This window comes from Pseudomonas sp. MM211, assembly GCF_020386635.1.
GTDB lineage: Bacteria > Pseudomonadota > Gammaproteobacteria > Pseudomonadales > Pseudomonadaceae > Aquipseudomonas.
This window is the reverse complement of record NZ_CP081942.1, coordinates 4,543,908-4,564,880: the sequence shown is the minus strand read 5'-3', so window position 1 is coordinate 4,564,880 and position 20,973 is coordinate 4,543,908. Positions and strand designations below refer to the sequence as shown.

General features: G+C 62.7%; 17 protein-coding genes and 1 pseudogene. 9 read left to right on the top strand and 9 right to left on the bottom strand.

From position 1 onward, the window contains the following. Positions 1–30 precede the first annotated feature (30 nt). The 5 genes and pseudogenes from phnE to K5Q02_RS21025 all read right to left on the bottom strand — a co-directional run bounded on the left by phnE (position 31) and on the right by K5Q02_RS21025 (position 4,739). Complete coding sequence (gene phnE, locus K5Q02_RS21045; RefSeq protein ID WP_225833881.1) at positions 31–798, bottom strand: phosphonate ABC transporter, permease protein PhnE; 768 nt, start codon at positions 796–798, stop codon at positions 31–33. After that, positions 795–1,622, bottom strand: coding sequence for a PhnE/PtxC family ABC transporter permease (locus K5Q02_RS21040; RefSeq protein ID WP_225833879.1), 828 nt, complete (start codon positions 1,620–1,622; stop codon positions 795–797). Before K5Q02_RS21040 ends, phnE begins: the two co-directional genes overlap by 4 nt. After that, the gene (locus tag K5Q02_RS21035) at positions 1,616–2,413 is read right to left on the bottom strand and encodes a phosphonate ABC transporter ATP-binding protein (RefSeq protein WP_225839807.1); all 798 of its coding nucleotides are present in this window, start codon (positions 2,411–2,413) and stop codon (positions 1,616–1,618) included. The genes K5Q02_RS21040 and K5Q02_RS21035 overlap by 7 nt, the downstream gene beginning before the upstream one ends. After that, positions 2,414–3,262, bottom strand: a pseudogene (locus K5Q02_RS21030) (putative selenate ABC transporter substrate-binding protein); the annotation flags it as partial. 175 nt (positions 3,263–3,437) lie between these two features. Then, a complete protein-coding gene (locus K5Q02_RS21025; protein ID WP_225833877.1) occupies positions 3,438–4,739 on the bottom strand; it encodes an Nramp family divalent metal transporter in 1,302 nt (433 codons plus the stop codon). A gap of 200 nt (positions 4,740–4,939) precedes the next feature. Here K5Q02_RS21025 and selD point away from each other — a divergent pair, with 200 nt between their 5' ends. Next, positions 4,940–5,974: a selenide, water dikinase SelD gene (gene selD, locus K5Q02_RS21020; protein ID WP_225833875.1), complete on the top strand. Its 1,035-nt coding sequence runs from the start codon at positions 4,940–4,942 to the stop codon at positions 5,972–5,974. Further along, positions 5,974–7,068, top strand: coding sequence for a tRNA 2-selenouridine(34) synthase MnmH (gene mnmH, locus K5Q02_RS21015; protein WP_225833873.1), 1,095 nt, complete (start codon positions 5,974–5,976; stop codon positions 7,066–7,068). Before selD ends, mnmH begins: the two co-directional genes overlap by 1 nt. A gap of 5 nt (positions 7,069–7,073) precedes the next feature. Here mnmH and K5Q02_RS21010 read toward each other — a convergent pair whose 3' ends face one another. Together K5Q02_RS21010 and K5Q02_RS21005 are read right to left on the bottom strand one after the other, a co-directional pair. Next, complete coding sequence (locus K5Q02_RS21010) at positions 7,074–8,240, bottom strand: cyanate transporter (protein WP_225833871.1); 1,167 nt, start codon at positions 8,238–8,240, stop codon at positions 7,074–7,076. Beyond that, the gene (locus K5Q02_RS21005) at positions 8,237–9,139 is read right to left on the bottom strand and encodes a DMT family transporter (protein ID WP_225833869.1); all 903 of its coding nucleotides are present in this window, start codon (positions 9,137–9,139) and stop codon (positions 8,237–8,239) included. The genes K5Q02_RS21010 and K5Q02_RS21005 overlap by 4 nt, the downstream gene beginning before the upstream one ends. An 83-nt stretch (positions 9,140–9,222) precedes the next feature. On the opposite strand from K5Q02_RS21005, the gene K5Q02_RS21000 reads away from it, so the two are divergent. Then, complete coding sequence (locus K5Q02_RS21000) at positions 9,223–9,720, top strand: MarR family winged helix-turn-helix transcriptional regulator (RefSeq protein ID WP_225833867.1); 498 nt, start codon at positions 9,223–9,225, stop codon at positions 9,718–9,720. A gap of 331 nt (positions 9,721–10,051) precedes the next feature. On the opposite strand, the gene K5Q02_RS20995 is transcribed toward K5Q02_RS21000, so the two are convergent. Then, positions 10,052–10,945 (bottom strand): LysR family transcriptional regulator, encoded by an 894-nt coding sequence (locus K5Q02_RS20995; protein ID WP_225833865.1) that lies wholly within the window; start codon positions 10,943–10,945, stop codon positions 10,052–10,054. Between the two features lie 94 nt (positions 10,946–11,039). Between K5Q02_RS20995 and K5Q02_RS20990 the strand changes: the two genes are divergently transcribed. Beyond that, a complete protein-coding gene (locus tag K5Q02_RS20990; RefSeq protein ID WP_225833863.1) occupies positions 11,040–12,206 on the top strand; it encodes an MFS transporter in 1,167 nt (388 codons plus the stop codon). Between the two features lie 111 nt (positions 12,207–12,317). On the opposite strand, the gene K5Q02_RS20985 is transcribed toward K5Q02_RS20990, so the two are convergent. Beyond that, positions 12,318–12,866: a GFA family protein gene (locus K5Q02_RS20985; protein WP_225833861.1), complete on the bottom strand. Its 549-nt coding sequence runs from the start codon at positions 12,864–12,866 to the stop codon at positions 12,318–12,320. A 356-nt stretch (positions 12,867–13,222) separates the two neighbouring features. Here K5Q02_RS20985 and K5Q02_RS20980 point away from each other — a divergent pair, with 356 nt between their 5' ends. From K5Q02_RS20980 to K5Q02_RS20960, 5 genes are all read left to right on the top strand, one after another. After that, complete coding sequence (locus K5Q02_RS20980; protein ID WP_225833859.1) at positions 13,223–14,299, top strand: hypothetical protein; 1,077 nt, start codon at positions 13,223–13,225, stop codon at positions 14,297–14,299. Positions 14,300–14,570: 271 nt separating this feature from the next. Continuing rightward, positions 14,571–18,617, top strand: a complete 4,047-nt coding sequence (gene hrpA / locus K5Q02_RS20975; RefSeq protein ID WP_225833857.1) for an ATP-dependent RNA helicase HrpA — start codon at positions 14,571–14,573, stop codon at positions 18,615–18,617. Between the two features lie 332 nt (positions 18,618–18,949). Next, positions 18,950–19,351 carry a hypothetical protein gene (locus K5Q02_RS20970; RefSeq protein WP_225833855.1) on the top strand — a complete coding sequence of 134 codons (402 nt, stop codon included), beginning with the start codon at positions 18,950–18,952 and terminating at the stop codon, positions 19,349–19,351. A 38-nt stretch (positions 19,352–19,389) separates the two neighbouring features. Next, entirely contained in the window at positions 19,390–19,965 is a 576-nt protein-coding gene (locus K5Q02_RS20965) for a hypothetical protein (RefSeq protein ID WP_225833853.1), read from the top strand. 106 nt (positions 19,966–20,071) lie between these two features. Further along, entirely contained in the window at positions 20,072–20,950 is an 879-nt protein-coding gene (locus K5Q02_RS20960; RefSeq protein ID WP_442963940.1) for a serine hydrolase domain-containing protein, read from the top strand. The last annotated feature ends 23 nt before the right edge of the window (positions 20,951–20,973 follow it).

The following is a 20,973-nucleotide window of genomic DNA, read 5'->3' as shown; positions in this document are numbered from 1 at the left end:
GGACGCTGATGACGGCATTTCGCTCAGGGATTAGTTGCGCACCCAGCGTTGTCGCGTCCAGCCACTGAAGGCATCTACGGCGAGTACCAGCAACAACATGGCAAGGATCACGGTGCTGGCCTGGGCCTCTTGAAAAAGGCTTAGGCTGACGTACAGCATCTGGCCTAGCCCGCCTGCGCCGACGAAACCCATGACTGCGGCCATACGGATGTTGTTCTCCCAGCGGTACAGGGTGTACGCCAGCAGTTGTGGCCATAGGTTGGGCAGGGTGCCGTAACAAAAGGCCACCCAGGCACCGCCGCCCTGCAGGCGAATGGCGGCGGCTGGCTCCGGCGGGGTGTTTTCCAGCGCCTCGGCGAACAGCCGACCGAGTACACCAGCGGTGTGTAGCGCCAATGCCAGCGTGCCGGCGTTGGGGCCCAGGCCGGCGGCCAGCACCATCAGCAACGCCCAGACGAGCTCGGGAATGGCGCGCAACGCATTGAGCAGCAGGCGCGTAACGCTCTGCAGCGGCCAGCCCAGACGACCTGCTGCGGGCAGGGCGAGGAGCAATCCCAGTACGGCGGCGAGCAGGGTGCCCAGTGCCGACATGGCCAGGGTTTCCTTGGCACCCTGCACCGTGGCCTGCAGGTGCTCGATACTCAGATCCGGGCTCATGAAACGCAGCGCGTAGCTGCCCATCTGTCCCAGGCTGTCGCCGCTGAACAGGCCGAGCAGATCCAGACCCAGGTACACAAAGGAGCAGCCGACCGCTGCGAGGATGGCCAGCACCAGCAAGCCATTGCCCAGGCGCCTCATGCGAACCTGCCGCGTAGCAGGCGGCTGAGCTGGTCGGCCAACAACACCAGCACCAGGAAGGTCAGCAGCATGCTCGCCACTTCTGCACCGGCGAACATGCGCATGGACAGATCGATCTGCTGGCCCAGGCCTCCCGCACCGACGAAACCCATTACCACCGAGGCACGCACTGCGCACTCCCAGCGGTACACGGTATAAGAGGTCAGTTCGCCGGCCGCATTGGGTAACACCCCGTAGGCGAAGGCCGCCAGGCGCCCGCTCCCTGAGTGCAGCAGGGCATGCATCGGGCGTTGATCAACCGACTCGAAGATTTCCGCATAGACCTTGCCGAGCATCCCCGCATAGGTGATGGCGATGGCCAGCACGCCTGCGGTAGGGCCCAGGCCGACGGCACGCACGAACAGCAGCGCCCAGACGATTTCCGGCACGCTGCGCAGAATGATCAGCAAGCCGCGCACCGGCCAGCGCAAGCACTGGCCGAGCAGGCTGGGTCGCCCGCCGCGAGCGGCTGCCGACAGCGACAGCGCGCGGCTTGCCAGCAGGCAGGCCGGCACAGCCAGCAGCAGCGCCAGGGCCATGCCGGCGGTGGCGATGGCGAGGGTCTGCAGGGTGGCTTCCAGCAGCAGGGCAAGGAAATCGGCATCGTGCGCCGGTGGCCAGAAGCCCTCGAGAAAGCTGCCCATCGAGCGGGTGCTTTCCGGCTGCAGCAACACCGCCAGATCCAGTTCGGCCAGCTGGATACCCGGCCACAGCAGGGCAATAGCCAGCAAGCTCAAGAGCAAGCGTGGCGCGGCCGCGGGATCGCGCCCGTCGCGTTTCAGCATCGTGCTGTCCAGGGGCTTGCGGTTGCCACCCCTTGGGTCTCGGGGTTCAGTTGCTCATTGGCATATAAGGTGTCGAGGCGCTGCCGGTCGACGTCGCTAGCGGCGAGGTCGAAGACGATCTGTCCGTCGCGCAGGCCAATGATCCGCGGGAAATGCGTCAGGGCCAGTTCCACCGTGTGCAGGCTGGCGACCAGCGTGACCTGGCTGGCCTGCGCATGGCGGCAAAGCAGCGACAACGTGTGATCGGCCAGGCGTGGATCCATCGCCGAGACCGGTTCGTCGGCAAGCAGCAGCGCTGGCGCCTGATACAGCGCTCTGGCAATGCCGACCCGTTGCAACTGGCCGCCAGACAGTTCGCCGCAGCGGGCGAACAGCTTGTCGGCCAGATCCAGCTTGGCCAGCTCGGCACGGGCGCCTGGAATGTCCAGCGGGTGCAGCAGATTGAGCAGGCTCTTGCCCAGGCCCCACTGGCCGAGCTTGCCGGCCAGCACCGCGGTGACCACGCGTTGCCGCGAGGGCAGCGGTGGCGCCTGATGAATCAGGCCGATACGCGCACGCAGACGTTGGCGCTGGCGACTGGAGAGCTGCCAGGGATGCTCACCGAGCACCTGCAATTCGCCGGTGCTTGGTGCCAGCGCCGTGGCCAGCAGGTTGAGCAGGCTCGACTTGCCGGCGCCTGACGGGCCGATGATCGCCACCCGCTCGCCGCGCTCGATGTTCAGGTGCAGATTCTGCAGTGCCTGAACACCGTTGCCGTGCCTGAGGCCGATGCCGGACAGCCGCAGGGTCATTTCCAGCAGGTCGGCCGCGCGGGCAGCTTCTTCGATGCCTTTGTAGTTCTCGGGTTTGGTGTCGATGAAGCGGCTCGCCGCCTGCAGGTCGAGGATTGCCTTGTGCTCCGGGTTGGCCGGATCGAGTGCCAGGAAGGCCTGCTTGATCTTCTCGGCCAGTGCCGGGTCGAGGGTGCCGCGTACCGTCCAGTTGTAGTCGAAGTAAGTCGGTGTGGTGGCGAACACCTTGACCTTGTTGGCGTCGACCTTGCCGCTGTTGACCAGCTTGTCCCACACGCTGGCATTGAGTACACCAGCATCGACCTTGCCAGCCTGCACCCAGGCGGCCGTGGCGTCATGGGCACCCGAATAGGCGACACGGCTGAAGAAGGCTTCCGGCTTGATGCCGTCCTGCAGCATGAAGTAACGCGGCATCAGGCTGCCCGAGGTGGACGATACCGAGCCGAAGGCGAAGGTCTTGCCCTTCAGATCAGCCAGAGATTTCACGTTCGGGTCGGCGGTGATGAATTTGCTGGTGAACTGCGCATCCTGTTCGCGCTGTACCAGCGGGATGGCGTTACCGGTCTTCAGGTGCACTTGAACGAAGGTGAAACCGCCCAGCCAGGCCAGGTCGAGGCGATCGGTGGCCAGCGCTTCGACCACCGCGGGGTAGTCCGCCACCGGCACGAACTCCACCTTCATGCCCAACTGCTGTTCCAGGTAGGCACCCAGCGGTTTGAACTTGCGCAGCAGCTCGGTCGGCGCCTCGTCAGGAATGGCTGACACGCGCAGGGTTTCGGCTGCAAAGCTGGTCAGGGCGGAAACGGACAGGGCGAGGCCGGCGGCGAGCGCCAGGGTGCGCTTGAGCATGGGAGTTCTCCGGTTCAATAGCGGGAAAAGCGGGAGGGTGTGTACGGCGTGCTTGCCGGTGCGGTGATGCGCTGGAACCGCTCCGCTGGGGCTGGGTGTTCGTAGGGGCGGCCTGTGGCAAGTATAGGGGCAGTCGCCGCCCGCGGCGAGCGCCGCAGGGGCGACATGGCAGGCCCTAACCAATCAGCCGGAAGAGTTCGTTTAGACAAAGCACTACGAACAACGCGGCAGCGACGCCCAGCAGGCCGTTGGACAGCCAGCCCGATCGCCACTCCGCCGGAACCCTTTTCGAGTTGAGCAGCCAGATCAGCGTGAGCGCCAGGAACGGCATGAAGAACGCACCGAAGGCGCCGTAGGCGATCACCAGGCCGAATGGCCGGCCCAGGGTGAGCAGCAGCATCGGCGGGAAGGTCAGCCATAGCACGTAGAAGCGGAAGGCCGGAGTCCTTTCCAGATCCTGCCGCGCACCTTTGGCCTGCTCGCCGCCCTGCACCTGGCGTACAAAATCTGCGAACAGCAGCGACACGCCGTGCCAGACACCCAGGATCGAGGAGAAGGTGGTCGCGGCGAAGCCGACGAGGAACAGGGTGGACACCACGCTGCCAAAGCGCTCACGCAGGATTTCATCCAGGTCGAGCAGGCCGCGGTCGCCACCGGCCAGGGTGATTTGTGCGGTGTAGAGCAGCTCGGCGCCCACGATCAGCATCGAAATCACGAAGATACCGGTCGCTATGTAGGCGACGCGGTTGTCCAGCCGCATCATGCCCATCCAGGCCGGCGTACGCCAACCCTTGGCCTGCACCCAATAGCCATAGGACGCCATGGTGATGGTGCCGCCGACGCCGCCGATGAGGCCGAGCGTGTAAATCGCCGAGCCTTCGGGAAAGGTTGGCACCAGGCCGGTTAGCGCGTTGCCGAGGTTCGGCATGACCAGGATGGCGAGGCCGACCACCACCGTGAACATGATGCCGATGAACAGCTTCATGACGGTTTCGAAGGCGCTGTAGCGGTTGAACAGGACGAACACCGCGCCCGCGATCCCCGACAATGCCCCCCACATCCAGAATGGCATCACGTCCGGGAACAATGCGGCCAGAGGTAGCGCCGTGGCGCTCATCGCCGTGCCGCCGTAAACGAAGCCCCAGACCACGATGTAGATACCGAAGTACCAGTACGTCCACTTACCCAGTGAGCGCCAGCCTTCGAGAATCGTCGATCCGGTCGCCAGGTGGTAGCGCGCCGAGCCTTCTGCGAGGGCAATCTTCACGATGCAGCCCACGACCGCGGCCCACAGCAGTGCATAGCCGAAGCGGGAGCCGGCGATCAGGGTCGCCACGAGGTCGCCGGCGCCGACGCCGGTGACCGCGACCACGATGCCGGGGCCGATTAGCTTCCAGCGGGCCGCCGTACTGCTCGGCGGGGTCGCATCCGTTGGTTCTTCCATCGAAGGTGTGCGCGTCTCATTGTTGTCGGTCATGTCATCCTCCTCTATGCAGGCGCTTCGGCATGTACCTGCAGCATAGACAGTTGGTGAAGCGTTGCTCACTGCAGTGGGGCGCAAAGCGCTCCAGGCGGCAGGCCTGAAAGAGGCCAGGCACGGCTCGACTCGCTCCTTTGCTCTGCGACGGCACCCCCAGGCTGGTAGAATTCGCCCCTCTTCACGTGCGAGGTATCTTCATGAGTGAGCCGATCCGCCTGACCCAGTACAGCCATGGTGCCGGTTGCGGCTGCAAGATTTCCCCCAAGGTGCTGGAGGTGATCCTCGCAGGCAGCGGCGCGCAGAATCTCGACCCAAATCTCTGGGTGGGCAATGCCTCCCGTGATGACGCCGCGGTGTATGCCCTCGACGAAGAGCGCGGTGTGGTGTCGACCACCGATTTCTTCATGCCCATCGTCGATGACCCCTTCGACTTCGGCCGCATCGCCGCCACCAATGCGATCAGCGATATCTACGCCATGGGCGGCGACCCGTTGATGGCCATCGCCATTCTCGGCTGGCCGGTCAACCTGCTGCCGCCTGAAGTCGCCCGCGAAGTGATCCGCGGCGGCCGCGCCGTCTGCGATGCCGCCGGCATCCCGCTGGCCGGTGGGCATTCCATCGATGCCCCGGAGCCGATCTTCGGCCTGGCGGTGACCGGCGTGGTGAACAAGCGACACATTAAGCGCAACGACACTGCCCAGGTCGGCGACACTCTTTATCTGACCAAACCATTGGGCATCGGCATCCTCACCACGGCCGAGAAAAAGGCCAAGCTGCGCGCCGAAGACGTCGGCCTGGCCCGTGACTGGATGTGTACCCTGAACAAGCCTGGTAGCCGCTTCGGCAAGCTCGAGGGCGTCAACGCGATGACCGACGTGACGGGCTTCGGCCTGCTCGGCCACCTGGTGGAAATGGCCGACGGATCGGGGCTCAGCGCGCGCCTGGACTATGCTGCCGTGCCGCGTCTGCCAGGCGTCGAGCACTACCTTGCCGAGGGCTGTGTACCAGGCGGCACGCTGCGTAACTTCGACAGCTATGGCGAGCGCATCGAGGCGCTCAGTGACGAGCAGCGCGACCTGCTCTGTGATCCGCAGACCAGCGGCGGTCTGTTGATCGCCGTCAGCGAGCAGGGCGAGGCCGAGTTCCTTGCGCTCGCCGCCGAGCTGGGGTTGGAGCTGGCGCCCATCGGTGTGCTGGTCGAGCGACAGCGTCACGCGGTAGAGGTGTTCTGATGCGCGACGACGCCCGCAACTACCGCGAGCTGTTTCTTTCCGATGTACCGATGATGGATACCCGTGCACCGGTGGAGTTCGTCAAAGGGGCCTTTCCCGGTGTACTCAACCTGCCGCTGATGACCGATCTGGAGCGGCAGAAGGTCGGTACCTGCTACAAGCAGCACGGCCAGGATGCCGCCATCAAGCTGGGCCACCAACTGGTCGGCGGCCAGACCAAGGCCGAGCGTGTCGAGGCCTGGGCTGCGTTCGCGCGGGCCAATCCGCAGGGTTACTTGTACTGCTTCCGCGGCGGCTTGCGCTCGCAGATCGTCCAGCAATGGCTCAAGGAAGCCGGCATCGACTATCCGCGTGTGGTCGGTGGCTACAAGGCCATGCGCACCTTTCTGCTGGAAACCCTCGAGCAGGCGGTGGAGCAGTGCCAGTTCGTCGTGCTTGGCGGCATGACCGGCACCGGCAAGACCGACGTGCTGGCGCAACTGCCTAACGCGCTTGATCTCGAAGGCCATGCCAATCACCGCGGCTCCAGCTTCGGCAAGCGTGCCACCGGCCAGCCTGCGCAGATCGACTTCGAGAACGCCTTGGCCGTCGACATCCTCAGAAAGCGCGCGGCGGCTATCGAGCAGTTCGTGGTCGAGGACGAAGGCCGTATCGTTGGTAGTTGCAATGTGCCGCTGGCGCTGTACCAGGGTATGCAGGGTTACCCGCTGGTCTGGCTGGAGGACAGTTTCGACAACCGTGTCGAGCGCATCCAGCGCGATTACGTGGTCGATCTGTGCGCCGAGTTCATCCGCGTGCACGGCGAGGAGCAGGGCTTCGGGCTGTTCGCCGAGCGCCTGTTGCAGAGCCTCAACAACATCCACAAACGCCTGGGAGGCGAGCGTCACCAGCGCCTGCTGGTGATCATGCAGGCAGCGCTGGACGAGCAACAGCGCAGCGGCAAGGTCGACCTGCACCGCGGCTGGATCGAAGGCCTGCTGCGCGAATACTACGACCCCATGTACGCCTATCAGCGCGACAGCAAGGCCGAGCGCATCGAGTTCGCCGGCGACGAAGCATCGGTGATCGAATATTTGCGTAACCGCCGCGCCTGAATGCCTTAGCCGGTTCGCGTCTGAAAATGCCCGCTACCCGGCTTGAAGCGCGCTGCCATGACCATCAGCGCCAACGTGGCGACGGCCATGGCCAGCCAGCTCAGGCGCAAGTCGTCGGTGTACTGGCGCAGCAGGCCAGCCAGCAGCGGGGCGCAGGCGGCGATCAGGTAGCCACCGCCCTGCACGAAGGCCAGCAGATCGCCGGTCTGGCGTGGGTCGTGGAGATGATCCTGAGCCACCACCAGCGAGAGCGGGAACAGCGCACCGATGCCGATACCCACCAGGATGCAGATCGGCACCACCAACTGCAGCGGTGCCAACAGCAAGCACAACAGACCGGCTAGCAACGACAGCAGCACGACGGCAAGCAGAATGCGGCGATCCGCAAAGCGCGCCAGCAGGCTCGATGCCAGCAGCCCGGCGGTCACCTCACAAAGCGTCAGTGCTGCCAATAACAGGCCACTGGACTGGGCGCTCCAACCCAATGCGGTGTAGTAGGGCGGCAGCCAGGCCAGCACCAGGGTGTAGCCGGCTGTGCCGACGCCGAAGAACGCCATCAGCAACCAGGCTCTGGGCGAACGCCAGGCATCCAGATGTTCCACCTCGCCGCTCGGCGGCGCACTGTCAGTGGGTGCGGCTTTGTTCCAGAGCAGAGTCGCACCGACCGCCGGAAAAGCCCACAGCGCCAGAGCCCAGCCCCAGCCGACCCACTGCGCGAACCACGGCGTGAGGGCCGCGCCAAACGCGGCACCACCCATGATTGCGCAGCTGTAAAAGCCGATCAGGCGGCCGCTGTCGTTGCTGAAGCGTGCCTTGATCAGGCCAGGCAAGAGCGCCTGTACGAAAGCGATACCAGCGCCGGCCAACAGTGCGCTGACGATCAGCGGAGTCGCGTGCGGCTGCACTCCTCGGATCGCACAGGCCAGGGCGATCAGCACAACGCCGACGAGAATGCCGTTCTTCTCACCAAGGCGCCGGCGCAGTAAACCGGCAGCCAGGGCACCCAGGCCCATGATGACGATGGGCAGGCTGGTCAGCAGGCTGGCGCCGACATGGCCCAGGCCGGTGTCGAGCTGGATGCGGTCGAGCAACGGGCCGAGCGCCGCCAGCACCGGGCGCAGGTTGAGGCCGAGGAGGACGATGGCGATCAGCAGCAGCGACTGGCGTTTCATCGTTTGTTCTCCTGGGCACCACGCCAGGCCACCAGCAGCACACCACCGACGATGCACAGCGCCGCCAGCAGCATGTTCAGGCTGCCGCGCTCGTCCAGCAGCGTCACCGCCATGGCCGCGCCCAGCATCGCCGCCACCGAGCCGATCTGGCTGAGGTACACCGCGCCAGCGAGCTTCTGCAGCACGAAATACAGGGCGTAGACGATGGCGAACAATGCCATCTGCACCAGCAGCAGGGTGATCGCCAGGCCGCTGTCCAGGGTGGGGGCGAGCCTGACGTCGAACAGTGCCAGAGGCAGCAGGAGCAGGGCGCCACCGAGCAACATGCCGGGCGCCAGCGACAGTGGGCTGGCACCTGCCGGCCAATAGCGCGAACGGTAGATATTGCCCAGGCCCAGAAACACCGGCACGGCCAGCGCGGCGATGATCCACAGCAGCGGGCTGTCGCCACTGTGCAGCTTGTCCAGCGCCAGCAGCAGGCTGCCGCCCAGGCCAATGCAGATTCCCAGCAGGCGCACGCGGCTCAACGGTTCCATGCGCAGCGCCAGGGCCAGCAGGTAGGTGATCAGCGGCGGAAACGCCAGGCACATGGAGGCGAAGCCGGCACCGACGTGGGGAATCGAGCTGAACAGCAAGCCATTGGGCAGGGCGATACTGAGTAGGCCCGAGCCCAGGTAGTAGCGTTGCAGGCGTGGGCTCATACACGGCGCCTCGCCACGCAGGCGGGTGAACACCAGCAACAGTAGGCCACCACCCAGCAGGCTCCATAACAGATAGGCCACCGGCGCCCAGCCTGCTGCGCTGGCCAGCTTGACCAGATTGCTGGTCAGCCCCATCAGCGCGCCGATGGCGAGCAACAGTATGAGTGCCAGTAGCGGGCGTGAATTGGCAGGTGGCATGGCTGGCCTCATCCGGTGAATACGCTAAGATGGCAACATTCTTTTTGAAAAGTATCTTGATGGCAAGATAAATCGAGGGCGACATGCAGGATCGTGCACAATTGGCCGCCGAGCAGTGGCAACAGCAACGCCCGGATCTGGATGGGTTCTCCATGGCGGTGATCGGTCGCCTGGGTGAGTTGAGCCAGGTGGTCAGCCGCGATCACTTGTTGCCGTTCTTCGCCGAGCATGGCTTGCAGGCCGGCGAGTTCGACCTGCTCGCGACCCTGCGCCGATCCGGCGAGCCCTATGCCCTGATGCCCACCGCACTGTACGAAAGCGCGATGATCTCCTCGGGCGGCATGACCAGTCGTATCGACCGCCTGGAAAAGGCCGGCCTGATCGAACGCCGCCGTCACCCGAGCGACCGTCGCGGCATTCTGGTGGCGCTGACGACGGCAGGCTTTGAACTGATCGACAGCATGCTCAGTGCCCATGTTGATAACCTGCAGCGCGTTCTCGCTGCCCTCAGTGACGAGGAAAAACAGCAGCTGCATGCACTCACCGGCAAGCTGTTGGCCAACCTGCAACCGGGTGAATGAAAGACAGCGAGTCCATGTCTCTCACGGCCTTGATCATCGGCCTAATCGTCCCGACGTGATCGCTGGCCGCGTGCCAGTTTGGGTGCAAGCCTGCGACGCCAGGTGTAATCCACAGCAGGTAGACGCTGGAGCGTCGAAGGCTGCATTCCCACGCGGAGCGTGGGAACGATCGGTTCTGCGCTTGCATAGGATGGCTCCCACGCTCCAGCGTGGTAGCACAGCCCAGGGCGCTCCGCGCCCGTATGGGATTGACGAGGTGCACCCGACAGTAGACGCGGAGCGTCCTGGAAGGCATTCCCACGCGGAGCGTGAGGAACGATCAGTTCTGCGATTACATCCGGTGATGCTCGACCAGAAAATCCACGAACACCCGCACCCGTACCGGCATTGCCGAGCCGCCTACGAACACCGCGTGAATCGGTTCCCGGTCGCCGGGGTTCCAGGCCTCCAGCAGCTGTATCAGGTCGCCGCGCTGTAGATCTTCGCTCACGCTGAACTCGCCGATGCGGGCGATGCCGGCACCTACCCGTGCGAGTTGTGCCAGCGCTTCACCACTGCTGCATTCGATATTGCCGCTGACCTTCATGAAGAACTCGTTTCCGTCGCGCACGAACGGCCAGTTGGGTTCGGCACGGCGGAAGTTGAAGCGCAGGCAGTTGTGCCCCAGCAGGTCTTCTGGTTCCTGGGGCGTGCCATGGCGCTGCAGATAATCCGGCGAAGCCACCACCACCTGGCCGGTGTCGCCGATCTTGCGCGCGGTCAGCGGGCTGTCGGGCAGATTGCCAAAGCGCACCGCCACGTCGGCCTGGCCGCCGAGAATGTCGACCACTTCGTCGCCGAGGGTGAGGTCGACGGTGATGTTCGGGTAGCGCGCGCTGAAGGCTGCCACCAAGGGAACGATGGCCAGCCGCCCGTGGCCAAGGGCGGCGCTGACCCGCAAACGGCCCCTGGGTACGCCCTGGTCGGCGATGGCTTCTTCGACCTCGGCCATGTCGGCCAGGATACGCCGGGCGCCACGCAGGTAAGCCTCGCCCTCTGCGGTGAAGGTGATCGCCCGGGTAGTGCGCAACAGCAGGCGAGTGCCAAGACGCTGTTCGGTGCGCGCGATGATCCGACTGACCGCCGAGGGTGTCAGCCCCAATGCACGCGCGGCGGCCGACAAGCTACCTTCCTGCGCTACCGTGGCGAACACGCTCATTTCACCTGAGCGGCCGTTGAAGTCCATTTGTGCTCCTAAAGCAAAAGTGCTTTCCAGAAATGCTATCTACCGCCTGAAAAGGCTTAATCGTAGCATTCGCAGCATAGATAAGGAGCCTCTCATGAACATCAATCCACCCCTAGTAGCACTCGCCATTGGTGCCTTCGGCATCGGCGTTACCGAGTTCGCCCCCATGGGCATGTTGCCGAGCATCGCTACGGATCTCGGCGTTTCTATTCCCGCTGCAGGCCTGCTGGTCAGTGCATACGCGTTGGGCGTATTGCTCGGCGCGCCGCTGATGACCCTGACCACCGGCAAGATTCCCCGGCGTTATCTGCTGATCGGGCTCATGGCGATCTTCACCCTGGGCAACCTGATGTCCGCCCTGGCGACCGATTACTACAGCCTGATGGTCGCCCGGGTGGTGACCTCACTGAACCACGGTGCGTTCTTTGGCGTCGGCTCCATCGTCGCCGCCAGCGTGGTCGCCCCGGAAAAACGTGCCGGCGCGGTTGCGGCCATGTTCATGGGCCTGACTCTGGCGACCATCGGCGGTGTGCCGCTGGCTGCCTGGTTTGGCGAAGTGCTCGGTTGGCGAACCGCATTCTGGGGGATCACCGGCCTCGGCGTGGTGGCCATGGCCGCGTTGTGGTTCGCCTTGCCCAACCTGCCGGCGCCGAAAAGCGTTGGTGTAATGGCTGAAGTTCGCGCGCTGGGCCGTGGCCCGGTGCTGGGGGCATTAGCGCTGACCGTGGTCGGTTCGAGTGCGATGTTCACCGTGTTCACCTATATCGCGCCGATTCTCAGCAGCGAGACCCACGCGTCCACCGCTTTTATCACCGCCATGCTGGTGCTGTACGGCGTGGGCCTAACGCTGGGCAACATGTGGGGCGGCAAAGCCGCTGACCGCTCCATCGACCGCACCCTGATCGTTTCGCTGAGTGTACTGATTGTTGTACTGCTGGCGTTCACCGTACTGATGCGCTGGCCGCTACCGGCCGCCGTGGCCATCCTGATCTGGGGCATCGCCAGCTTCGCCATCGTGCCGCCGCTGCAGATGCGTGTGATGGAGGCCGCCAAGGGCGCACCCAACCTAGCTTCGGCGGTAAATATCGGTGCCTTTAACCTTGGCAACGCCGTTGGCGCAGCGCTGGGCGGCGCGGTGATCAGTGCAGGCCTCGGCTACCCGGCGATCTCCCTGGCCGGTGCCGCGATGGCGGCACTTGGGCTGCTGATGGTGCTGGGATTTGCTTGGCGTTCGAGGGGGATAGCGGCAACAGTGAGCTAAGAAGGGCGTTAATTAAAAAGGGGCGGATTAAATAAATCCGTCCCTTTTGCTTAGGAAGCGCACGTTGGGCGTTGGCAAGGAGTAAACAGTTATAGAAAAGGCGCAGATTTATTATCTGGTTGTTTTGTCGCGCTCAGCTTCCTCGCCAATACGGATCTTGGGTGATTTGAATCCCATGGCAATCCACGCGCCCAACAGGTTTGCATAGAATCGCCAGGTCTGCAGCGTGCCTGCTGGCAGACCATCATCGAACGCGACTTTGTCTGTTCTGTCGCCCGTCATCGTGCGCAGCTGTGGCTTTGGCCGTGTCTCTTCGGGCCAGAGGCTCGAATAGAGGCTGAGCCAGTGGCCGCTCTGGAATTCGAGAAAGATCGGGCTGTTGCAGCACCGGCTTATTACGCGACGCGTTGGGGCTTTTGGCCCGAGCCGGAAAGCCTCCAGGAGATCCTGACCGCGCAGGAATTGGATTCTGTCTTTGCGATAGAGCACAAACTGCGTGCCTGCATTGCGCTCCAGCATCGGCCGCGCAAGCGGCAGCTGCTCAAGGCGTATCGCCGCTTCCCGGCAACTGTTGCAATGGCATTCGGTGGAAATGAACGGCTTACCATCGAGCTCGATGGCAACCTGTGCGCACTCGCACGTCACAACGTTCTTTGTCACGTCGCCGCTCCTTGGAGGTTGGTTCTGATGCCTTCTGACGCCTCAAACAACGGGCGTCTTCGAGCCGCAAAGCCATTTCCTGGCTACGCCCATTTGCGGGCGATGCGTTGCGGCCATGTTGTAGTGGTAAGCGCCGGCAACTCGATTCCTAAAGTGGCCGGTGACCCGGGTAATAGTGCACCAGGCATGCACGGTGCCACAGGTCTCTGGCTTGTATTCTACGGCGGTCGCGGGAATCTGTTATATCTCATAACTTGTGATACTCAGCTTCCGCCCCGGCCAAAGTCATCAAGAAGGCTCGTATTGAGGTGTGAGGGCGCGCACGTCAATTGTCCGTTTTCAGGGAGAAAACCGAAATGTTGTTGCGTATGGGAGCTGCCTACCTGCTGTCGTTGCACGCCACCGTTGCCATGGGCGCATTGCCTTACGCCAGTGGGGATGTGACGCGCACGGAGTGCGTGGAGGCGATGAAGTTGGCGAGCGCCATGTTCTATTCATCGGCGCCCAGGCTTTACGCGCCGCTTGTGCTGCCAGAGGGAATGAAAAGTCGCATGCTGTTGGGGGCTGCCGAACTGGATCTCTCAGCAGGTGACGCCCTTAGCAGCACCGAGGATTTCCAGCTCTACCCGTCAGGCAATCGCCACCTATATTGGGAAGCGCAGACGAGTTATCCGCAAAGGCTAGTGCTGCATGAAGTCGGGGCAGGCTGGCGCGGTGATCGATATTCGCTCTACTGGGTCGATGCGGATGTTACGCCTGAGGATTTCCTTCGGCAGATCAGCGATTACGCATCAGCGGCGAGAATGGCTGTGGTTGCCGATAGCTGGCGGCCTCCTCTAGTGCTACAAACTACGCCCGAGCAGGGCAAATGGGTGATTGATTTCGGCCAACCTTTTACAGTGTTTGCCAATTGGCAGGTGTATACGACCGGCGCGCGCGAGGCCACCTGCACTATCGCATTCACGCCTGCAGATCAGGCGCCTGAAGCGGGCTTGCCAGAACCGGTGTTGAACCTAGTCAGCAAGCTGGATAAGGCGCTGGGCGAGGGTACGGACGAAGGCACGCTGCAGCCAACGGCAAGCATCAGGTTGGAGGGTAAGCATGCACTGGCCAACGTATCATTACGTCCGTGGGCGATTTCCGAAGCCCAGGTCTACAACAGCCGTACACAGGTTGAGGCCGGGCTGGCTGCTTGGGCGGAATCGGCAGAATCCAATCGGCAACACTACGACCAGATCAAGCAAGTCTATTCTGAGGCGGAGCAGGCGTTGGCGGATTATTACGCGCGTACTTTCGGCTTGCCTGCGCAGGCTGCGCACACAAGTGCAGCGTGGAATCTGGATGTCCTCTTGCGCACTTTTTTTGTCTTTGCCGATGAGCAGGGCGGCCAGAAGGGCGAGATGGGTACTAACCCATGGCCGGCGCGCTTTTAGCGGGACAGTGTTGCTGTCGGCTGAAGTCTAGTTTGGGAGAAGCAAGATTTGGCACGGCGAGGAGGGAGCGCTCGCTGCTCGGGGATGATGAGGTAGTCGGCTGGGGCTAGGTCGCTAACGGCTAGAAGATGGGATAGATTTATTTATTGGGCAGTCTGACCGCTTCTAATCAAAAGTCCTCGCTCCCCGCCTTCCATCTACAGCCCACCCTGCACGCCTCACCCCGGAATCTGCGACAATCGCCAACTTTTCCGCGACCCGCCCGAGCCTGATGACCGACGTCCCCTTCGATATCGCTGCCCTGCAGAACAACCTAGACCACGCCATGATTGCCGACCGCCATCGCTTGCGTCGGCAGTTGCATGAGCTGCAGAAGAAGCCCGACGAGGCCAAGCAGGCGCAGTGGCTGGATCGTTTCCGGGCGTCTTGCGCCAAGGTCGAGGCGCGGCGCTTGAGTGTGCCGGTGATGCGTTATGACGACGCGCTGCCGATCGCGGCCAAGCGCGACGAGATCAAGGCGGCGCTGGCCAAGCACCAGGTGTTGGTGATCGCCGGTGAGACCGGGTCGGGGAAGACCACCCAGTTGCCGAAGATCTGCCTGGAGATCGGTCGTGGCCAACACGGGCTGATCGGCCATACCCAGCCGCGGCGACTGGCGGCGCGCAGTGTGGCGACGCGGGTGGCCGAGGAGATCGGTACACCGTTGGGCGAGCTGGTCGGTTATCAGGTGCGCTTCGAGGATCAGAGCAAGGACAGTTCGCTGATCAAGCTGATGACCGACGGCATTCTGCTTGCCGAAACCCAGCATGATCGCTACCTGGAAAAGTACGACACGCTGATCGTCGATGAGGCCCACGAACGCAGCCTCAATATCGACTTCCTGCTCGGCTATCTGAAGACCCTGCTGCCGCGGCGGCCCGACCTCAAGGTGATCATCACCTCGGCGACCATCGATCTGGAGCGCTTCTCGAAACACTTCAACGACGCTCCGATCGTCGAGGTCTCCGGCCGCACCTATCCGGTGGAAACCTGGTACCGGCCGCTGGCTGCCGAGGTGGACGAGGAGGGCGAGCGCCTGCTCGACGATCTCACCGTCGATCAGGGCATTCTTGCCGCGCTGGACGAGATCGCTGCCCATGAGACGAGTGTCGGCCAGCGCCCGGGCGACGTGCTGATTTTCCTGCCGGGCGAGCGCGAGATTCGCGATGCTGCGGAAGTGCTGCGCAAGGCCAACCTGCGCTTCACCGAAGTGCTGCCCTTGTATGCGCGGCTGACGCCTGCCGAGCAGCAGAAGATCTTCGCGCCCATGGCTGGGCGCAAGATCGTGCTGGCCACCAACGTCGCGGAAACCTCGTTGACGGTGCCGGGCATTCGTTACGTCATCGATAGCGGCACGGCGCGCATCAGCCGTTACAGCTACCGCGCCAAGGTGCAGCGCCTGCCCATCGAGGCGGTTTCTCAGGCCAGCGCCAACCAGCGCAAGGGCCGTTGCGGCCGGGTCGAGCCGGGTATCTGCGTGCGCTTGTATGCCGAGGAGGATTTTCTCGGTCGGCCCGAGTTCACCGATCCGGAAATTCTGCGCACCAACCTGGCGGCGGTGATCTTGCAGATGCTGCACCTGCGCCTGGGCAGCATCGAGGATTTCCCCTTTATCGAGCCGCCGGATGGCAAGGCCATCAGCGATGGTTTCAACCTGCTGCAGGAACTATCGGCAGTCAATCGCGAAGGGCAACTGACCCCGCTGGGGCGTCAGCTGGCACGCTTGCCCATCGATCCGCGCCTCGGCCGCATGGTGCTGGAGGCCGCCAAGCTTGGTAGCCTGCAGGAACTGCTGATCGTCACCAGTGCGCTGTCGGTGCAGGATCCGCGCGAGCGGCCGATGGATCGCCAGCAGGCGGCTGATCAGGCCCATGCGCAGTGGAAGGATGTGGATTCCGACTTCGCCGCGCTGATCAACCTGTGGCGCGGCTTCGAGGAAAAACGCCAGGAGCTCGGCTCCAGCCCGCTGCGTAGCTGGTGCAAGAAGAACTTCCTCAACTACATGCGGTTACGTGAGTGGCGAGATTCCCATCGCCAGTTGGTGTTGCTGGCGAAGGATCTGCAGCTGGGCGATAACGCCTCCCGTAGGAGCCCGCTTGCGGGCGATTCAGCGCAAGCAGGTTCAGCCGAAAAAGCCGTGCAAGTAGCGCCGACCACCGACACCAAGGTTAATGTGATCCTCCGCGAGCAGGCCGAGGCCAATGAAGCCGCGCAGCGCGCCAAGGGTTACGCGGCTGTGCACAAGGCGATTCTCAGCGGCCTGCTCAGCCAGATCGGCCAGAAGACCGAGGAGGGCGACTTTCTCGGTGCCCGCCAGCGGCGCTTCTGGGTGCATCCGTCGTCGGTGATCGGCCGCAAGAAACCCAACTGGATCATGGCCGCCGAACTGGTCGAGACCACCAAGCTGTTCGCCCGCCAGGTCGCCAAGATCGAACCGGACTGGATCGAGCCGCTGGCTGGTCACCTGATCAAGAAGAACCACTTCGAGCCGCACTGGGAGAAGAAGCGCGGCCAGGTGGTGGCGTACGAACAGGTGACCCTGTACGGGATGATCGTGATCGGCCGTCGGCCCGTGCATTACGGGCCCATCGATCCGCTGGTGGCGCGTGAGTTGTTTATCCGTGAAGGTTTGGTGCGTGGCGAAATCAATAGCCGTACCAAGTGCCTGAGCGCCAACCGACTGCTGCTGGAGAAGCTCGACGAGCTGGAAGCCAAGGCGCGCCGCCGCGACATTCTCGCCGACGAGGAAACCCTGTTCGCCTACTACGAGGCGCGCATTCCCCAGGACATCTACCAGACGGCGACCTTTGAGAGTTGGTACAAGCGCGAGAGCGCCAAAGACCCACAGCTGCTGATGATGCGCGAGGAAGACGTGCTGGCCCGCGAGGCGCTGGAAGTCACCGCCGCCCAGTATCCCGATACCCTGCATATCGGTGAGCTGCAGTTGCCGCTGACCTATCACTTCGAACCCAATCATCCGCGCGACGGCGTGACCCTGCGCGTACCGGCGCCGCTATTGCCGCAGCTACCGGGCGAGCGCCTGGAGTGGCTGGTGCCGGGGCTGATCGAGGCCAAGGCCATCGATCTGGTGCGCGGCCTGCCCAAGGCGCTGCGCAAGAATTTCGTGCCGGTGCCGGATTTCGTCGGCGCAGCCCTGAGCAAGCTCACCTTCGGCCAGGGCAGCCTGCCGGAAAGCCTGGCTCACGAGCTGCAACGCATGACCGGTGCGCGCATCGACAGTGATGCGTGGGTCGAAGCGACCCGCCAGCTCGAACATCACCTGAAGATGAACATCGAGGTGGTCGACACCCACGGCAAATTCCTCGGCGAAGGCCGGGATCTGACCGAGTTGACCGCGCGCTTCGCCGAGGCCAGCCAGGCCGCGTTGGCCATTCCTCAGACCGACAAGGTGCCGAAGGCGGTGGAGGCCAAGGGCTTCGCCCAGGTCGCCGAGAAGACTCAGCAAAAGGTTGCCGGGCTCTCCATGACCGTGTTCCCGGCGCTGGTGGAAGATGCCGGTGTGGTCAAGGAAGGGCGCTTCCCGACCCAGGCCGAAGCCGAGTTCCAACACCGCCGCGCGCTGCAGCGCCTGTTGCTGCAACAACTGGCGGAGCCTGCCAAGTTCCTGCGCGGCAAATTGCCTGGGCTGACCGAGCTGGGCCTGTTGCACCGCGATCTGGGCCGGGTCGATGCGCTGGTCGAAGACATTCTGCTGGCCAGCCTCGACAGCTGCATCCTCGAAGGCGAACAACCGCTGCCCCGTGACGGCGCAGCGCTGGCCGCCTTGGCCGAGAAAAAACGCGGCGCCTGGGCCGACCATGCCGAGCGCCTGGCCCGCCTGACCCTGGAAATTCTCAAGCTGTGGCACGGCCTGCAGAAGCGTTTCAAGGGCAAGATCGACCTGGCCCAGGCAGTGGCGCTCAACGACATCAAGGCGCAGCTGGGCAATCTGGTCTATCCCGGCTTCGTCCGCGAAACGCCTGGCGAATGGCTCAAGGAACTGCCGCGCTATCTCAAGGCCATCGAGCAACGCTTCGACAAGATCGCCGCGCAGCTGCAACGCGACCGGGTGTGGAGTGGCGAGCTGGCCGGCTACTGGGAACAGTACCAGGCGCGCCTCGGCAAGCATCTGCAGGAAGGCAAACGTGACGCCAATCTGGTGCTCTACCGCTGGATGCTCGAGGAGTACCGCGTGTCGCTGTTCGCCCAGCAACTGGGCACCAAGATGGCCGTGTCGGACAAGCGCCTGAGCAAGCAGTGGAGCCAGGTCGAGGGTTGATACGGGGCTTTTGTAGCCTGGGTCGAGCGTAGCGACACCCGGGAAGTCGCCCTGCTCGGCTCTGGCTTCTGCATCTTCAAAAGTAGTGGGGCAGCACACCAGCAGCTCCCTTTTTTTGGCAAGCTATTGCGCTATTTACAAGGAATGTACTCATGAGATTTCTTCAGCACGTTCTCCTTTTGTCCCTGGCTTTCTTGGTAGTGGGATGCTCATCGCGTCAGCCTCTGCCCGAAACGCCGAAGCGAGCTGTCTTGATTGGCAGCATCCTCGAGAGGTCATCAATGGTCACAACCGTAGCTGACAGCGATCGAGGGCGTAAGACCGATGCTCAGATGCGTGAGGAAGCCCGCAGTGTTACGGATAGGTTAAAGGCAAAAGCCCGTACTGATCTGCCTGAGGATTATTGGAGCACTTATGAAGAAGGCTCTTACCAATTTTCTTTGGACGTTAACAGTATTGAGCAGCGCGCATTGGGGGCTTACAAAGCTAGATACCGACAGGGGCTGGCTACGGCTTCCAATGAAGAGCTGGAGCAATTGGCACGCAGCGAAAGCATGGAGGGTACGCCAACGTTCAAGAAGCTGTTCAATGGTGGTGATACACGACTTACGCTGCTCTATTTTCAGCAAGACAACCACCTTAGTGCGCAGGCGCTGGATGACTATCTGAAGCGGCTCGATGCACTTGATAAGCGCTATGGCGTTTGCGTCGCGAGAGAACGCTGCTGGAAATGAATTTTAGTATGAACTCGCTAAATTAACAGGGAAGCTTAATGAATCTGCGTGTGTCTAATTATCTCGTAATACCGCTTATGGCGCTGCTTGTTGGACTTTCCGGATGCTCCTCTAGAGGTTTGCCAGAAACCCCCGAGCGAGCAAAGCTAACCGATGCTGTGGTGCATAGGTTGCTGAGTGATGCCAATATTTCAGAGCCGGAGCCAAAGTCGGAATTTGAAATGCGGCAATACATTCAGACTGCCATCCAGAAGCGCAGGAACGATATCGGAGTTTCTCTGCCGGATGCATACTGGTCGCAAGTGGAAGAGCTTACCTACCAGTATTCTCGGGGGGAACAATCATTTCAGCAGTATGCAATCAGCGATTACAAACGGAAATTCAAAGCGAAGCTCGCTCGCGCTTCCGATGAGCAATTGGATATTCTGATCCACTCAGAAAATATGAAGGATACTATTGAGTTCAAGCAGTTTTTTAAGAACTTTGATAGAGACATGTTTGTTTTAAACCTCGCAATGAATTCGTATACAGCCCGGTCGCGGTATGTCGAGCAGATGAGGGAGCTTGATAGCAAATACGATGTGTGTTCCAAGGTCAGTACCTGCTGGAAGTGATCGGGACGCTGTGGTGGATCCATCAAGCGCGATCCACCCTATGGGTTAAATCGATGAGTTCGAACCACAAGACAATGGACTTTCTTTCACGGCGGCGGAGAGCGCATTGACTGGTTTTTCAAGCGCGCTGGTTGTAAACGACCGGCTCTCTGCCTCGGGGTCTTCGGGATTGCTCGTACCCTGGTGGAGCTTCACCAAGACCGTGCTGGCGGCGACTACCCTGACCCTGGTGCGTGATGGGCTGGTATCGCTCGACGAGGTGGTGCTGGGCGGCCCCTTCACACTGCGCCAGTTGCTGAAACACGAGAGCGGCCTGGCGGATTACTCCGAGCTCGCCGACTACCACGCTGCCGTCTCCCGTGGCGATGAGCCCTGGCCAGCCAGCGAAATGCTCGAGCGCCTCGATGCCGCGCGCCTGCGCTACCAGCCTGGGGTCGGTTGGGGGTACTCCAATGTCGGCTATCTGTACGTCACCCGGTTGATCGAGGAACTCAGTGGCAGCTCACTCGAAAGCGCCATCGAGCAACGGGTGTTGCAGCCGCTCGGCGTGTCTTCTGTTCGTCTGGTGAAGACGCCTGCCGACTTGCGCGACGTCGATATGGGCAGCGCTGCCGCCTACCAGCCTGGCTGGGTTTATCACGGCTTGCTGGTCGGCAGTGTGTCCGATGCCGCCTTGCTGCTGGATCGGCTGCTGGGTGGCAGCCTGCTGCCCAATGAGCTGTTGGTACAGATGCAGGAACGGCGCGTTCTGGGTGGGCCTCTTCCAGGGCGTCCATGGATCGTTGCTGGCTACGCCTTGGGTTTGATGCAGGGCGATATCGAGGGCGGCATCGTCCTCACTGGCCACACCGGGGTTGGGCCGGGCAGCGTGATTGCGGTGTACCGCTGCACCACGGATGCCGGAACGGCGACCTGTGCGGTGTTTCAGAAAGACGCCAGAGAAGGCGACGTGGAAGCTGAACTGGTCGCTGCGCTTCGTCGCTAACGTTTGCCTGGTCACATCCCCTG